We start from the raw sequence: 16,918 nt of genomic DNA, 5'->3' as shown, positions 1-16,918 counted from the left end.
ACGTGCTGGAGGCGCATTGTACCCTGTTCGTCAGCTTCGGCGGCGTGCCGCTCAAGAACACCCGCGTCTCCTCCAGCGGCGCCGGCCGGCATCGCGCCCGTTCCGGTCTGAAACGTCTGCGCGAAGCCGGCGCGCAGATCGTCAATATCGGCCCGGTCGGCGACAATCTGGGCGATAATGATGCGAGCGAATGGATCGCCATCCGTCCCAATACGGACACGGCGATGATGCTGGCGCTGGCCTGGGTGGTGCTGCACGATCCGCTGTTCGACCGCGGCTTCCTCGACAGTCATACGGTCGGCTTCGACATATTCCGCGCCTATCTGCTGGGGGAAGCGGACGGGGCGCCCAAGACGCCCGGATGGGCCGCCGCGATCACCGGCGTTCCCGCCGCCCGGATTGCCGCGCTTGGCCATGACCTGCTGCGCCACCGCACGATGCTCAACTGCGCCTGGGCGTTGCAGCGCGCCGCGCATGGCGAGCAGCCCTTCTGGGCGCTGGTGACGCTCGCCGCGATGGTCGGGCAGATCGGTCTGCCGGGGTGCGGCTACGGCCTTGGCTATGGCGCGATGAACGTGATGGGCAGCCCGCATCCGCGCCTGCCCGGCCCATTCCTGCCGCAGGGGCGCAACGGCGTTTCGGCCTTCATCCCCTGCGCGCGCATCGCCGACATGCTGCTGCGTGCCGGAGAGCGCTTCACCTATAATGGCGGGGTCCATCGCTATCCCGACATAAGGCTTGTCCACTGGGCGGGGGGTAACCCGTTCCACCACCATCAGGACCTCAATCGGCTGAGACAGGGCTGGGCGCGGCCCGACACGATCATCGTGCAGGAACAATATTGGACCCCGGTTGCGCGGCAGGCCGACATCGTCCTGCCCGCCACCCTCTCGCTGGAGCGCGACGACATCGGTTTCGCCACGCGCGAAGGACTGTTCGTCGCCATGCGCCAGGCCGTCCCACCACAGGGCGAGGCGCGCGACGATCACGCCATCTTCGCTGCGCTAAGCCGCCGGCTCGGGACGGAGCAAGCCTTTACCGAACGGCTCGACACAATGGGCTGGCTTCGGCGCCTCTATCGCGAAAGCGCGGAGAAGATCGCCACCACCGGGATCAACCTTCCCGAGTTCGACCAGTTTTGGGAAAACGGCCTGATCGACCTGTCCGCACATGATGCGCCGTATGTCATGCACGCAGATTTCCGCCGCGATCTGCGAGCGTACCCGCTGCCGACGCCATCAGACAGGATAGAGATTTTTTCCGAGCGGATCGCGCGTTTCGATCTTGCCGACTGCCCCGGTCATCCGGTCTGGCGCGAGCCGTTCGAGTGGCTCGGCCATGAGAAGGCCAAAGTCTATCCGCTCCACCTCCTCTCCGACCAGCCGGAACGACGGCTGCACAGCCAGCTCGACGCAAGCCCCTATAGCCGTGCGGGCAAGGTGGCAGGACGCGAGCCGGTCTATCTCAATCGCGGCGATGCGGCGGCGCGCGGCATCGCCGATGGTGATCTGGTCGAACTGTTCAATGATCGCGGCCGGTGCCTGGCGGGTGCGATCCTGAGTGATGCGATCATGCCGGGGGTGGCGCGACTTGCGACCGGGGCTTGGTTCGATCCCGGCCCGAACCTCGAACGCCATGGCAATCCCAATGTGCTGACGCTCGATCGCGGCGCTTCCGGCCTGTCGCAGGGCTGCGTCGCCCAGACCTGCCTGATCGAAGCGCGGCGGTTCGAGGGCGAACCGCCCCGCGTTACTATATTCGATCCGCCTCAGATCTTGCCGCGCAGCGTCAGCCCATAGAGGCGCGGCTCGCCGATCGCCGCCATCGCCACGCCATAGGTCGCGTTGACGCTGATCGTGTTGTAATAATCCTTGTCGAACAGGTTGCGGACCCAGACCGACACGTCCCACCTGCCGTCGGAGCGACGCAGCCCCGCATGGGCGCCGAACAGGGCGGAGCCCGGCACGCGCGAGAAGGGATCGAGATTGACCGACGCGAAATAGCTGGAGCGGTAGCTGCCGTCTGCGCCGACATAAAACTCCTTCTCGCCGCCCGCCGGATGGACATATTCAACCGTACCGCCGAGCGACCATTTGGGCGCGCCCGACGCCTGCCGGCCCGACAGGTCGATCGAGGTCCGGTAGCTGTTCAGATAGTCGGGAACCGCGTTCGTATACCGCGTATATTTGGCATCATTATAGGTCGCGGCGAAGGTCGCGCTCAGCCCCTCGACCGGTGCGAAGCGGGCGTCGAGCTCAACACCGCGCGACCGCAGCGTGCCGACATTGGCGATATAATAGGCCGCCGGGCTGACCTGCGTATTGGCGTAGTTGGCCTGATAATTCTGGTCTTTTGTCCAGAACAGCGCCCCGTTCAGCTCGACCGCGCCTTCCGCAAGCCGGGATTTGACACCCAGTTCGAAAGCATCGACCTTTTCGGGCTTCACGAAGACATCGACGCCCAAAGTCTGGCGGACGAGGTTGATGCCGGGCGACTTATAGCCGCGCGAATAGCTGTAATAGGCGTGGACATCGTCCGACACATCATAGGCCGCGATCAGCGTGCCCGACAGATTGTTGCTGTTATTCTTGACATAATAGCTCGCTACAGGCGCGTATGCGGCGCGCAAAGCGATGGCTGTCGCTTGGACCGCTGCGGGCAGCGCGCTGATCGGCGTCACATCACCCCTTGCCTCGGCGTCGTACAGGCCGGTCTTGTGCTCATAGGTGTAGCGCAGCCCGCCCGTCACGCGGAAGCGCGGCGAGACGTTCCATGTCGCCTGCCCATAGGCGGCATAGCTATGGGTCGCGGGCACGACATGGGCGAACGCCTCCAGCCCGTCGAGGATCGCCGAGGGCAGCGGAGAGACAGTCGCGGTGGGGGTGTTGGCTGTGCGGAGCCAGCCGACTGCGTCGCGGCCATAGACCGTCCGCTGCTTGTCGTCCGCCTCCTGCCAGAAGAAATAGAGGCCGGCGCTGAAATCGATCGTGCGTTCGCCGGTGGATGCCAGGCGGAATTCCTGGCTCACCTGCTGCTGGTCGGTATCTACGACGCCCAGCGTCGAGATCTCCGCACCGATCTGGTCCCCGTCATAATTGGGGATCCACTTCCAGTTGCGATAGGCGCTGATCGACGTGAGCGTCACGCCTGGCAGATCGACGTCGAGCTGCGCTTGGAAGCCGTAGCTCGGCATCTTGTCATATTGGCTGCTGTCGAGATCGACCTGCCTGTCGAAAGCGTTCACGCTGCCCGGCGCATAGCCCACATCGGCGGCGCGGCGGTAGAAGCCGCGCACCTGCATGCCGTTGTTCAGGGTGGTGGGCAGGACGCGGGCGATGCTTTGGAAGCCCACATCGCCCTTCTGGATCGAATAATCGGCGATGAAGCGCAGCCGGACATTGTCCGCCGGCTTGTAGAGCAGGTCGAAGCGCGCCGAATGATTGTCCAGATTGTCCCAATCTTCATTGTAGACGATGTTGCGAATGAGGCCGCTGCGCGAGGTCCGCAGATAGGACAGGCGCACCGCCAGCGTGTCGCTGAGCGCTGCGTTGAGGCTAAGATATCCGCGAGCATAGTCGTAATTGCCGTAACTGGCTTCTGCCCTCGCTTCATTGGTGAAGCTTGGCGCGCGGGTCTTCACGTCGATCGCGCCGGCGACGGTGTTCTTGCCCAACAGCGTGCCCTGCGGGCCGCGCAGCAACTGGATGCTCTCTACATCGATGAGGTCGGTGATGACCGATCCGGTGCGCGGCCGATAAACGCCGTCGACATAGAGGCCGACGCCCTGTTCCAGCCCGTCGTTGGTGCCGCCCGAATTGGTGCCGATGCCGCGGATCGTGATCGTCTGGTTGCGGCCGCTGAAGCCCTGGATGTTTAGGCTTGGCAGTTGCTGGATCGACTGCTTGAGGTTGAACGCGCCCTGCGCCGCGATCCTATCTCCGCTGATCGCGCTGATGGCGATCGGCACTTTCTGGGCGTCTTCCTTCCGGTAACGGGCGGTGACGACGATGTCCTGCACCGCCGCCTCGCCGGCTTCGCCCTCCGGCTCGGGGCTCTGGGCGAAACTGGTCGCGGGCAGCGACAGCGCGGCAGCGCTGCCCAACAGGGCCAGGATGATATGGGCTGGACGACGATGCATGTTCTTCCCCTCGATAAATCGGGGACCGCATAGGGAAGGACAGCCCGATGCATCCAATGCGCATCGCGCGGCGTCCTATTGCGAATGCGAAAGCATTGAGCGCTGCTCAACGATGAATGCGTCATGCCGTATATATCCGGCTGGGTAACGCGCTGTCTGCGCTCGTTTCCTCGATCCGGCCGCCCTCGGTTAACGCCGCTCATACAAACGTGAAAAATTCTCAACCCGCGTTTCGGACCATTTGCCAGCGGCCTCTTTCGGCTAAGGCGGCGTCGGCGACAGGAGACATCTTCATGAAGTATCGGACATTGGGACGGACGGATATCAAGGTCAGCCTCATCTGCCTCGGCACCATGACCTGGGGATCGCAGAATAGCGAGGCGGAGGCGCACGCCCAGCTCGACTATGCGATCGGACAAGGAATCAATTTCATCGACACGGCCGAAGGTTACCCGGTCACGCCTGTCAGCCGAGAGACGCAGGGGAAAACCGAGGAATTTATCGGGAGCTGGCTCGCTAGGCGCGGCAAGCGCGACGACATCATCGTTGCGACGAAGGTCGCAGGCCCCTCGCGCGATCCCGTACGGGAATTTCGCGGCGGCAACAACCGGCTGGACCGGCGCAATATCGAGCAGGCGATCGACGACAGCCTCAAGCGCCTGCGGACCGACTATGTCGATCTCTATCAGGTCCATTGGCCCGACCGCCCTGTGCCGTCCTTCGGCGCGCGCGGCCTCGCGCAGATCGACGACATGCCGGAGATAGTGCCGATCGAGGAGACGCTCGACGCGCTCGCCGGCCTGGTCAGGGCCGGCAAAGTGCGGCATGTCGGTGTCTCCAACGAGACGCCTTGGGGCGTGTCCGAATATCTGCGGCTCGCGCGCGATCAGGGGGTGCCCCGCATCGCCTCGATCCAGAACGCCTATAATCTCCTCAATCGCACGTTCGAGGGCGGGCTTAGCGAATTCGCATTGCGGGAAGGGGTCGGTCTTCTCGCCTATTCCCCCTTGGCCGGCGGCAACCTCACCGGTAAATATCTAGGCGGCGTCATTCCGCCTGGCTCACGCCGGGATGTCGCAAAGCAGTTCGGCCGCTATGACCTTCCGGGGCAGGGGACGGCCAGCGCCCGCTATGTCGCCATCGCTCATGCGCACGGCCTAGATCCGGCGCAGATGGCGCTCGCCTATGTGAACAGTCGTGATTTCGTGACGGCCAACATCATTGGCGCAACATCCATGGAACAGCTCGAAGTGAATATCGCAAGCACCAGCATCGTCCTGTCGCCCGAAGCCGTCGCGGCCATCGAAGCGGTGCATCGGGAGATTCCCGACCCCTGCCCCTGACCGCCCCGGTCGAGCGCCGGTTGATGGCACCCCGCCCATCGCCTGCCACCCCGTTCCCCTACCCATGAGCGGCCAATCCGCTCCGATCAGCAACACTCATTGGTTGAGCCGGCTTTCTTTCAGGCTCAGCAAAGTTCATTATACATTCTCTACTAAATTAGTAGTTTTACCGCCAAGGGCGTAAGCCCTGGGGGGGGCATTGTCCCGATGAGGCGATATGGAGGTGTAATCCTCAACCGGCAGCTCTTGCCCATGTGTCGATCGGCGTCAGGCGCCTTGAGCGCCGCGACGCCCGAGCCTCAGCCAAGAAGGATATCATATGCCGTCGATCAATCGGGAGTGGCTGCGCGCAGCCGCCGCCCCGCCTGTCGTTTCGTTCGCTCTCCTGTCGATCGAGCCAGCGTTGGCAACGGAACCGACAAACCCTGTGAAAGCGCCGGACGCCGGCAACGGCCTTGGCGATATCGTCGTCACAGCCACCCGAAAGGAAACCAGGCTCCAGTCCACGCCCGTCGCGGTCAGCGTGATCGACGAGACCTTTCGCAGCAACCAGAATGTCCTGACGACCCGGGATCTCGCCGGGCAAATACCGGGCCTCTACACGCCGCCAACCGGAATCACGCCGCTGACCAATACCTTCTTCATTCGCGGCATCGGCAACAGTGATCCGATCTTCGACCCAACGGTCGGCATCTATATTGACGATGTCTATCTGCCGCGCGCGATCAACGGCATGTCGGACCTGACCGACATCGAACGGATAGAAGTGCTGCGAGGGCCGCAAGGCACTCTGTTCGGCGCGAATTCGGCGGGCGGCGCTGTTCGTTACGTCACGCGTACGCCGGGCGACAGACTCAATCTGCGGTTTGACGCCGGCTACGGCAATTACAAGGCCTTCAATGCCCACGCCTATGTCGCCGGCCCGCTGATGCCGGGCCTGCTGGCTGCAAGCATCGCATTCGCGCATGACGAGCATGAAGGCTATACTTGGAACCCATCACTCCAGCGTCGCGTGAACAACCAGAATACAGATGGCGGCCCCGTGAAGCTGGTCTTCACGCCGTCCAGCACGCTGAAGTTCATCCTCACCGCAGACGGCACGGTCGATCATTCGCAGGCCGCGCAATATGTCCCGACCACCTATAACGCCACAAATCCCGCCTTGTCCGGCTTGGGCGCCATCACCGGCGGGACGCTGTTCAGCCCGACGCAGTTTTCGGCGTTCGGGGACAATGTGAGCTATGCCGGGCGCTACGGCATCAACCGGTCGCACTCCGGGGGGCTTACGGGCCGGATCGACTTCGACCTCTCGCCGCATCTCTCGATCCACTCGATCACCGCGTTGCGCGCGTTCGACCAGAACCCGGTCAACTACAATAATGACGGCCAGAACCGCCTTCCCTACAACAGCGCCCAGCCGCGCCGGGTCGACATCTCGGACAACTATATCGTGTACAAGCAGAAAAGCTTCACCCAAGAGTTGCAGGTGCAGGGTGACTGGAATCGCCTCGATTTTACTGGCGGACTCTATTATCTGTTCGAAAATTTCCGGAGTAACCGCATCGGCTATGTCACCGGCCTTCCAGCGTCGGACACCGCGCTACCGGCCGCGCCATTCGACCAAATCGGCAGGACGATCACCCGCAACTATTCGGCCTATCTGCAAGCCAATTATCGTCTGACCGACCGGCTGACGCTGACAGCCGGCGGACGCTACATCACCATTCGCCGGGCCTTCGACTTTCAGGGCGTGAATGACGACCTCGACGGCAATCCGATCGATCCGACGCTCTATCCGCAGGTGCGGACCGGGGGTGCGATCCCGGCTCTCGGCGTCAACATCGCCGCATCCCAGATCAACTTCACCAACGCCAACGTGCTCAACCACAAGACGTGGAACGCCTTCACTCCGAAGCTCGGCCTCTCCTATCAGGTCACGCCCGCCATCTTCCTGTTCGCAAGCTTTGCCAAGGGCTTCGACGCGGGAGGGTTCAACAATCGCGCCCTCAACCTCGCCACCGCTCTGCCATACGCACCGGAAACGGTCAGCACCTATGAAGGCGGCGTTAAAAGCGAGTGGTTCAACCGCCACCTGCGCGTCAACCTGACGGGCTTCTACAACGACTACAAAAATCTCCAGACGGCCGTGTCAGCCTTCAGCCCTATTTCTGGCACCTATGTGAGCACCCGCGGCAACGCGCCGGCGGCGTATACCCAGGGCTTCGAGCTGGAGACATCCCTACAGCCGGTCGACAATCTGTCGCTGGCGCTCAACGTAACGTACCTCAAGACGCGGTTTGACGACTATTCTGCGCCGACCCTGGGAACGGTTCCGGCCTACAACTACACGGGAAAGGCGTTTTCGGGCCAGCCGGAATGGCAATATTTCGCTTCGGCGGATTATGGCATCCCGATCGGCGGCGTCGGCACGATCAAGCTGGGCAGCAGCGTGAACTGGCAGACATCCTATTTCTCCGACCTGCTCAACAGCCCGCAATATCGAATCGGCAACAAGCATTTCGTGAACGGGTTCATCGGCTTCACCACCGCGAACCGGCGCTGGGATTTCACGCTGACGGCCCGCAACATTGGGAACGCCTTCTACTTCTCGACCCTTTCACCGGTCAGCACGCCACTCAGAGCCGGCCCCTTTGCGGGAACGCAGCTTGTTCAGGGCGCGCAAAACGCGCCCCGGACCATCTTCTTCAAGGTCGTATATCAATATTGAAGGCCCCTTGGGGGCGGGCGGTCCCCGAATTTGCCGGAGCAGGAAACTCGTCGCACTGCGGGTGCAACTCTCAAAAGATCGCGCTCAGATTGAATGAGGCGTACCGCGTCCATCGTCCTGCGGTGGCATTCGGTGCATCCCGCAAGAACCGCCCCTTGGACAGCACCAGGCCATCAAATTCGAACTGCAGGCGCTGCGGTACGAGCCAGTAACGGATGCGGCCCTCCAACTGGTGGCCAGAAAAATCACCGGCCCTCCCTGTAGCATCGCGAACGCCGGTGGATGAGAAACTATCCTGGCGCGATGCAAGCCACATGGGCCTGTAGACCGCGAACCAGTCGAGGCGTCGACTGGGTTTGGCTTCGAACCTTACCCCGACAGTTTCGATGTTGGTGCGCGCAAGCGCGTTATAGAGGCCCGCCGGAGCAAGATCGGCACGCCGCATGCCAAAGAGCGTGTCGAAACGGCCGAACTTCCCACCCGGTTTGTCACCACTTGCCCGGTCATATTCAATTGAAAAACGAGGCGTCCAGGCACCCGCGAAGGTATAGCCCGCATCGACGTGAATGAAATTGGCAGCGACGCTTTGATGCGCGGCCGTAGGCGACGCCGAGATACTTGCCGAGCCTGTCTGGTAGAAACCTTCTATCTCGTAATCGAACTGTCCTGGCTTGGGATCGAGCATCACTCGGCCACCGAATGTATTTAATGAACGATCGCGAGTGGGGCGGCCTGGAGCATCACGCTCACCTAGATGGAAGTAGGTAAGTTCGATCGTCGCCGGACCGATCATTTTCGCGCGGCTTAGCTGACCGCCCCATAGCACAAGATCGAAGCTCTCTTTATCGAGCTTCACCTTCGCCGAACGCACATCGTGGAGAGCGTCGGGCAAGCGAATTTGCGGCAATGTGTAGATGAAAGTCCCTTTCCATCCACCCTTCGCGGAAAGATCAACTTTCAATCCCGTATAGCCGTTGGTGGTGTTACGATAATCGTCGGCTGCCACAAGTCGGCGAGAACCCAGATTGAGCATTATCCGTCCCGCCGTGATCGAGATCTTCGACCGGTCGCCAAGCGGGTCTGTCAACGTGCCTGCAATATAGGCCTGTACCGGTTCGAACGCATTGACCTCATTCGTCGATACAGGCGTCCCGACGCGATCACCCCAAACCCGGCTGTCATAAAGCTCGACAGCCACCTCGATGTCGGACTTGCGAAACCGAGCCAGCACATTGGTGCGGAGGTTCACCATATCGTCGCTCTTGTTGAAGCCTGCACGGGCTTGGCCGTCGATCGCCTCATAACGCAGGCGCATCGCTCCCGAAATCGAAAACCCCTCTATCGCCTCTTGAGCCTGGGCAGGGCTGGCGTTGGCTGCAAACGCCCCGCCTGCGGCCAAAACCCATCGCGTCCGCATGACAAGCTTTTCACGCCACATATGATATACCTATTCTATATATATAGAAAATGAGATATAGTAATATCATGAAACGCGCAACAGCCCCTGTCGAGTGGATTGCTCTACTCCACCAGCTTCCGACGAAACCGCCCTATCTGCGCGTGAAAATCTGGCGTCGTCTGCAAGCAATCGGCGCGGTGGCAATCAAGAACGCCGTCCACGTGCTGCCGAAGACACTGGAGCACGAAGCAACTCTTCAGGAACTGCTGAATGAGATCGTCGCCGGTGGGGGCGAAGCGATCCTGATCGAAGCCAGACTGCTCGCCGGCATGAACGATGCGGACATTCAGGCGCTTTTCGATGGCGCACGGGACGCGGATTATGACGAAATTACGCAAAGCGCCCGACGCCTTCTGGAAACCGGCCCCGCCAGCGGAAGCGAAATTGCGCGGCTTCAGAAACGAATGAACGAGGTCTTGGCACTCGACTATTTCAGGGCCCAACGCCGCCAGGATGCCGAGGTTGCGCTCGCTGAGCTTGTCCGCCAACGCTACGAGCATCCTGATATCAGCCGCACCGAGCCTCCGGCCGAACACCCGCCGGACCTGAAATCGAAGGTCTGGGTGACGCGCAGCGGGGTTCATGTCGATCGGATTGCTTGTGCCTGGCTTATTCGCCGGTTCGTCGACCCGGTGGCCACCTTCAAATTCGTTGATGCCCGCACCTATCTGCCCGGCCCGGACGAACTGCGCTTCGACATGGCTGAAGCGGAGTTCACCCATGAGGAAGATCGATGCAGCTTCGAGACGATCATGCTGCGAGCGGGTCTTTCCGATGATCCTGCCCTCGCAGCCATCGGCGAAATCATCCATGACCTCGATATCGCGGACGGCAAGTTCAACCGACCGGAAACAGCGGGACTGGGAGCGATCCTTTCCGGGGTGTGCGCTTCCACCGACGACGACCTTCAGCGCATCGCCCAGGCGGGCGAAACGCTCAACCAGTTCCATGCATTCTTCAGCGCGAGGGGAACCGAACAATGACTGCTGCTCCCTTTGCTCCTGCTGACGCGCCGGTCCAGGGCACAGGCGATCACGGCATTCCGTTCGCCGAAGCGGCAGGCGTGTGGGCGCGCATTGCCGCCCTGAGCTTTGGCGGGCCTGCCGGCCAGATCGCGGTCATGCACCGCATCCTGGTCGAAGAGAAGAAGTGGATCGGGGAGGAACGATTTCTGCATGCACTGAACTACTGCATGTTGCTGCCTGGGCCCGAAGCGCAGCAGCTTGCCGCCTATCTCGGGTGGCTGCTGCACAAGACCAAGGGCGGGCTGGTAGCCGGATGCCTGTTCGTCCTGCCCGGCTTTCTCGCCATTCTTGGCCTCAGCTGCATCTATGTGCTGCTCGGGCAGACCCCGCTGATAGAGGGTTTGTTCTTCGGCCTCAAGGCTGCTGTTCTCGCCGTCGTCATCCAGGCTGTCGTGCGCGTGGGATCGCGAGCGCTCCGGAACAACGTGATGCGAGGAATAGCGGCAGCGGCGTTCGTCGCCATCTTTTTCCTCGACGCGCCGTTTCCGCTGATCGTCCTTCTTGCGGGCATCGGTGGGTATGTTGGCGGGCGCGCCGGCCTTTCTGCGTTCAAGGGCGGCGGCGGTCATGGCCCTGCTGGCGGCAAGATCGTTCACGACGCCGAAACTGCGCTGGGCGAAGGTCTTCCGGACCATGCCCGTCCCAATCTCTCCTGGTCACTCAAAATCTCGGGCGCTTTTCTCGTTCTTTGGCTCGCTCCGGTGATAGCGTTGCTCGTCCTTGCCGGGCCAGACAATGTTTTCACTCAAATTGCCACATTCTTCAGCCAAATGGCGGTCGTGACCTTCGGCGGCGCTTATGCGGTGCTCGCTTATGTCGCACAGGAAGCGGTCGGCACCTATGGCTGGCTGAAGCCTGGTGAAATGCTCAATGGCCTGGGTCTTGCCGAAACAACGCCGGGGCCACTCATCATGGTCACGCAATTTGTTGGTTTTCTGGCTGCCTTTCGCGAAGCATCAGGACTCCCTCCGCTGCTCGCTGCAACGCTGGGCGCGATCCTCACCACCTGGGTAACGTTCGTGCCCTGCTTCCTGTGGATTTTTGCCGGCGCACCTTTTGTCGAGCGCCTGCGCGGCAACCGGGCCCTCTCATCGGCGTTGACGGCGATAACGGCGGCAGTGGTCGGCGTGATCATGAACCTCGCCATCTGGTTTGCCATCCACACGCTCTTCACGCGGGTCCGGACTGTGGGCGGCGTTGGCGGCGGCTTCGACGTGCCTGTACTGTCATCGCTGAATGTGCCCGCGCTTCTCCTGGCAATGGCCGCCGCGCTGGCTGTTTTCAGGTTAAAAATTGGTATGATCCCGGTTCTCCTCGCTTCTGCTGTCTTGGGTTCTGCCTACCTCTTGATCGTGTAATCGGGAGCTTCAACTCGACCAAGCAGCGCCTTTTTGCCCCAAGGTCGCTCGCGATCGTTCGCGGATTGACCGGTTGGGATCGACAGTTGGCATTCTCATCCCCCCGAGAGGCCGTCGCTATTCGACTTTTGCAACCGAAATCTGCTAGTCGGGAGCAGCACATCAGCGGACTGGAACCGTCAATGAGGCAGGGGGAGTTCCCTGTCGCATCCCGTTCCAACGACGATATTGCTCAATCTTGGCGGCATCCGAATCCTCCCGGCCCTGTAGCCAGAAGGAGAACCAGTCCAGATTGCGGTCGTAGACGGCGCGCCGGTGGATCGGCTGCCATTTCACGTGGAATTCGTCGGGATAGACATACATCTCCACTGGCTTGTTCTGCTCGTGCAGGGCGCCAAAGGCTTCGAGCGCCAGCCGGAACTCATTGTCGGCGAGTTGCATGAGCAGCGGCGTATCGATCCAGGTAGCGTTTCGCGCCAGCGACATGTCGCGCCAGAAGCCAGGATTGTCCCGGGTTGCGGGCGGATAGCCCATGCCGCGCAGCCACTCTGCCCAGGCGATGCCACCATAGGTGGCCGTGGTATTGGGCTCCATGCAGCAGGTACTGAGCGCCGCGGCTGCAAATGCCTTCGAATTGATCAAGGCGAAGGCAACGGTCGACGCGCCGTCACTCAGGCCCGTGATGCCCACGCGCGCGGGATCGATGTCGCCCTGATCCACGGCCACGTGCACGCCGGTAAGGACCGATGACAGCAGGCTGCGGCGTTCACCCCAATCCTTCTGGTTGGCGGCATTGATCTCGTACCAGGTCTTGAGCTGGGGAAAGGCCGCGGCGAAGAAATTGGGCCGCTCGGTACTGAGCACGGCGATCCCGCGCTGGGCGAGCAGGAAGATCGGATAATCGTCGCCGGTGCCACCGCGCAGGAAGCCGTCGCTATGATATTGCACGACGACCATCGGCAGTTTCTGTCCGGGCTTGTGCCCCGGCGGCAGAACCAGGTCGCCCCATGCTTCCAGACCAAGATCGTTGCGCCATCTGAGCCGAGTGACGGAACCCAGGCGAATGCCGGAAAATTCGGGATTGGGATCGAAAATGGTGCGCATCCTGCCGTTCGCGATGTCGATGGCGATGATCCTGCGCGGGGCCCTGCTGTCTTCGCGGGTACAGACCAGTTCGGTAGCAGCCATTACGCAGCCGTGCAGCACGTCGGTTGTGCGCAATAGGGCGGTCGGACGGGCAGCGCCGGGTCGCCAGCGATAGAGCGCCATCGCTTCCTTGGCCCAGCCTTCCCGGCGCAGAATAAGCACTGATGCGCCTTGCCACCAAAGGGAGACGATACCGCCGGCACAGGCCTCGGCATCGCAGTGCCGACTGCTGTCGCCGTTCGTGACAAAAAGCCTCGCGGGCGTCAGCGGCGAAGTGTCCGGACGCTTGAGGTGCGCTTTGCGACCGTCAGCACGGATGGCTTGCGGATCCACCGGCATGTCGGCAGGTGCGGCGCGTTCGACTGCCGCTTGCTCCGCAGCATCTGCTGGCACGACCGCGCCGGTACGCAAATCGACGGTGCTGACGTCCAGCGCTTCGGTAGCTGGGGTGAGTGGCCGCGCGGAAATCTCTGGCGAGACCCTGCGGTCGTACAGCCACCCTGACTGGCCCTCGCGATCAAGCTCCTTCTGCACGGCCGCCGCGCCTTTTCGCGCGCCGTAGAGCAACCGTGATCCGTCCTTGCTCCAAGCCACGGCTTCGACATCGACGTCCGAGCGCGTGACCGCGCGCGCCCCGCCGCCGTCCGCCTGTGCCACCCACGCCTGCGTCACGCCATTGTCGCGCCGCAGATAGGCTAGCCTTCCCCCATCAGGGGACCAGGACGGAACGATGGTACGCGTGGCGCCGCTCGGCAGGTAGAAGCCGCGCTGCACGTCCATGATCTTGATGAGTTCGCCGCCCCGATCGACAATATCGGGTGGGCCGACGCCCGTCAGTCCACTGACGACCAGTGCGCGGCAATAGCTGTTCGTCGCGAGATCGGCGCGGTTGATGATATAAGCGATACGACTGCCGTCCGGCGACACCGCGAACGGGCTCGGGCCATTGAAGACCGCGGAATCGGGATCGCCGATCTCGCGCAGCTGGATGAGGTCCGCTGCCGTCAGGTTGCGGTTCGCGGTACTCGATGCTTCATGCGCCGGCAGCACATCTTCGCAGTTCGCCCACGCCGCGGCGGGAAACAGCAGGCACAAGGCCGCTATGCCGAGGCGGCCCCGGACGTCTACGCTCACCATTGCCGGGTGATCCCGAAGGCGATCATCCGGCCGACAGGTGAATAATTGGTCGAATCGTAAGGCGTGTCGTAGGGTATCGAGGTGGCGATCGGATCGGGCTTGTCGTTGAACAGGTTCTGGACCGACAGGCTGAACTCGAGGCCGCCGAGCGGTGCCTCGGGATCGACCCGGTAGCGTGCGGTGAGATCGAGCGTGGTCATCGCCTTGATATGCACGGCTGGCGTCGAGCGCGTATCGCTGACACCGCCGGTGTAATTGCCGTTGGCCGCCAGAGTAAGATTGCCGCCAGTCCAAGCGACCGCAGCCTGTCCGCGCCAATGGGGCGGATTGAAGATGGTGCCGGCAAGGTCATAGGTGGGCTGACCAGCGCTGAGTTGCTGGTCGCTTTCGAGATAGGCGATGTCGAGCGACAGGCGCAGTCGCTGGTCCGGCGCAATCGCGGCATTGTAGCTCGCCAGCATATCGACGCCCCGCGCGCGCTGGCGGCCGGCATTGAGATTGGCATTGTCGACAATCGCGACGACGTTCGCCGGATCATAGGGCACGCCGGTAATGTTGAGGAAGGTGCCCGCACTGGCGATGGCTGCGGCCTGCGCGGTCTCGCTCGGGTTGAAGATGATCTGGTCGCGGTAGATGGGATTGCTCAAGGCTTGGGCCAGCAAGGTGATCGGCGATACGATCCTGTCGCGATAGCGTACGCTGAAATAGCTGACCTCGAGGCTCGCGCCCGGCAGTGCGCGCGGATGCAGCGCAAGCGTGGTCGACCAGGTCGTCGCCTTTTCCGGCTTGAGATCGGGATTGCCACCGAGGATGAGAATGGCCCCCGCGCTTGCCGACGTCCCCGTGGCACCCAGCGCTGCGGGAGGAAACAGGTAGGCCGCGCGCGGCTGGTACTGCTGATAGAGCGTTGGCGCGCGGAAGGATTTGCCCCAGCTTCCCTTGACGCTGATATCGGGCGTCATCGCCCATGACAGACCGAGCTTGGGCGTGGCGACTTCGCCGATGCCGGGGTAACGCTCATAGCGCAAGGCGGCACTGGCATCGACCTTGGTCACGAGCGGCAGATTCTGATCCGGGCCGATCAGGGGAAGGCTCAGTTCCCCGAAAGCGAACAGATTGTCCTGGGAGGCGACGGTGTTGACCGCACTTCCGGCCCCGACGAACCGCTGGAAGCCGATGTCACGATAGCCGCCGCCAACGGCGATCTTGGCGATGCCACCGGGCAGGCGGAAGAGATCGCCATTGGCATTGATCTCGACTGATTTGGCCGTGTTGCGATAGAAGCTGGGGCCGGAGTCGTTGCAGGCCGCGAGAGCGCATTCGACCTGATGATAGTCGACCCGTTCCTTGCCGTAGGTGCCGCCAAGCGCAATCTGCCAGCCGCCGGACAGATCGAGCGTAAGGGTCGGCGCGACGCCGAAGGACTTGTCGACCGAGGAGAAGGTCGCCTTGCCTTCGTCGAGATCGCCACCTGCAACCGTCGGAAATGTCAGGTCGCTCCAACGGATATTGTAGAGTCCGTCGATCGAGAAGGTCAGGCCGCCGCCCAGGTCCTGATGTCCGCTGGCAAGGACGCTGTGATGGCGCAGCGCCGGGTACAGATCGAGCCCCGGCGAGCGTGTCGCGGCATAGGACCGCTGGCTCGCGCGGATCGCGCTGTTGCTGCCATATTCATAGGCGGCGAACAGCCCGCCCGATGCCCATTTGCGCCCGGCCAGCGCGCCATATTGCTGCTGGAAGTCACCTCCGTCCGTGGTTCCGGCCAGACGCGCGCTGGTTTCGAGGCCATCATAGTCACGGCGCAGGATGACGTTGGCGACGCCGGCCACCGCGTCCGAGCCGTAGATCGCCGAGGCGCCGTCCGGTACGACCTCGATGCGATCGACCGCCGACACCGGGATCCCCGATACATCGACGCTCTGCCGAACTGCCGTATAGGCGAGACGGCGACCATTGAGCAGCGTGAGCGTCGCATCGCTCCCAAGGCCGCGCAGATTGATGGATGATCCGCCGCCAACGTCGACGCCGCTGGCGTCGGGGACATTCATGCCGATGCCGGGGTTCTGCCCGCCTCCGAAGCTTTGCGGGATACGGCGGACAACGTCGCCCAACCCAGCCTGGCCGGAATCGCGAATCTCTTCCTGACCGATCCGGACCACCGGCGAAGCAATCGCGGCACCGCGCAGCCGGCTTCCCGTGACGACGATATCCTGCCGGTCATTTGTCGAACTGTCGTCACGGCTTGTGCGGACCTGCCGTACGGCAAAGCCGCCATCGACAGGCGTGTATGCCAGCCCGGATCGGTCGAGCAGGATGCGCAGCGCTTCCTCGACGGTGTAGGAACCGTGAAGCGGCGGGGCCTGCTTGCCCGCCAAGATCTTGCTGTCGACCAGCACGGTGATGCCGGATTGAAGTGCCAGCGCCTGGAGCGACGCGCCCAGATCTTGCGCCGGCACTTCAAAGGCATGGCGCTTTACGTCCTGGCCTCGCGCGACCGAAGGGCCCGCCACCAGCGCCACGGCAGCGATGCTGTTGAACAGATATCTTGCGTCAAATCGAACCATTATCCTGTGTCTCCCCCTGG

The 16,918-nt window shown here is 62.4% G+C and carries 9 protein-coding genes; 5 read left to right on the top strand and 4 right to left on the bottom strand.

The features are described 5' to 3' along the window. Positions 1–2: 2 nt before the first annotated feature. The gene (locus MRBLSP13_RS03940) at positions 3–1,799 is read left to right on the top strand and encodes a molybdopterin-dependent oxidoreductase (protein WP_363752829.1); all 1,797 of its coding nucleotides are present in this window, start codon (positions 3–5) and stop codon (positions 1,797–1,799) included. Here the strand turns inward: MRBLSP13_RS03940 and MRBLSP13_RS03935 are convergent. Further along, entirely contained in the window at positions 1,769–4,138 is a 2,370-nt protein-coding gene (locus MRBLSP13_RS03935) for a TonB-dependent receptor (protein WP_363752826.1), read from the bottom strand. The genes MRBLSP13_RS03940 and MRBLSP13_RS03935 overlap by 31 nt on opposite strands. A 293-nt stretch (positions 4,139–4,431) precedes the next feature. Here MRBLSP13_RS03935 and MRBLSP13_RS03930 point away from each other — a divergent pair, with 293 nt between their 5' ends. Then, complete coding sequence (locus MRBLSP13_RS03930) at positions 4,432–5,481, top strand: NADP(H)-dependent aldo-keto reductase (RefSeq protein WP_363752824.1); 1,050 nt, start codon at positions 4,432–4,434, stop codon at positions 5,479–5,481. A 319-nt stretch (positions 5,482–5,800) separates the two neighbouring features. Then, complete coding sequence (locus MRBLSP13_RS03925) at positions 5,801–8,209, top strand: TonB-dependent receptor (protein ID WP_363752821.1); 2,409 nt, start codon at positions 5,801–5,803, stop codon at positions 8,207–8,209. Between the two features lie 70 nt (positions 8,210–8,279). On the opposite strand, the gene MRBLSP13_RS03920 is transcribed toward MRBLSP13_RS03925, so the two are convergent. Next, a complete protein-coding gene (locus tag MRBLSP13_RS03920; protein ID WP_363752818.1) occupies positions 8,280–9,647 on the bottom strand; it encodes an alginate export family protein in 1,368 nt (455 codons plus the stop codon). 47 nt (positions 9,648–9,694) lie between these two features. Here MRBLSP13_RS03920 and MRBLSP13_RS03915 point away from each other — a divergent pair, with 47 nt between their 5' ends. Continuing rightward, complete coding sequence (locus MRBLSP13_RS03915) at positions 9,695–10,651, top strand: chromate resistance protein ChrB domain-containing protein (protein ID WP_363737547.1); 957 nt, start codon at positions 9,695–9,697, stop codon at positions 10,649–10,651. Next, on the top strand, positions 10,648–12,051 hold the full coding sequence (chrA, locus tag MRBLSP13_RS03910) for a chromate efflux transporter (protein ID WP_363752815.1): 1,404 nt from the start codon (positions 10,648–10,650) through the stop codon (positions 12,049–12,051). The genes MRBLSP13_RS03915 and chrA overlap by 4 nt, the downstream gene beginning before the upstream one ends. A gap of 162 nt (positions 12,052–12,213) precedes the next feature. On the opposite strand, the gene MRBLSP13_RS03905 is transcribed toward chrA, so the two are convergent. Both MRBLSP13_RS03905 and MRBLSP13_RS03900 read right to left on the bottom strand, forming a co-directional pair. Next, positions 12,214–14,334, bottom strand: a complete 2,121-nt coding sequence (locus tag MRBLSP13_RS03905; RefSeq protein ID WP_363752812.1) for an Atxe2 family lasso peptide isopeptidase — start codon at positions 14,332–14,334, stop codon at positions 12,214–12,216. Continuing rightward, positions 14,328–16,898 (bottom strand): TonB-dependent receptor, encoded by a 2,571-nt coding sequence (locus MRBLSP13_RS03900; protein ID WP_363752809.1) that lies wholly within the window; start codon positions 16,896–16,898, stop codon positions 14,328–14,330. Before MRBLSP13_RS03900 ends, MRBLSP13_RS03905 begins: the two co-directional genes overlap by 7 nt. Positions 16,899–16,918 lie beyond the last annotated feature (20 nt).

The organism is Sphingobium sp. LSP13-1-1.1, assembly GCF_040676415.1.
In the GTDB taxonomy this organism is placed as follows: Bacteria; Pseudomonadota; Alphaproteobacteria; order Sphingomonadales; family Sphingomonadaceae; genus Sphingobium.
This window is presented reverse-complemented; position numbering and strand designations above follow the sequence as displayed.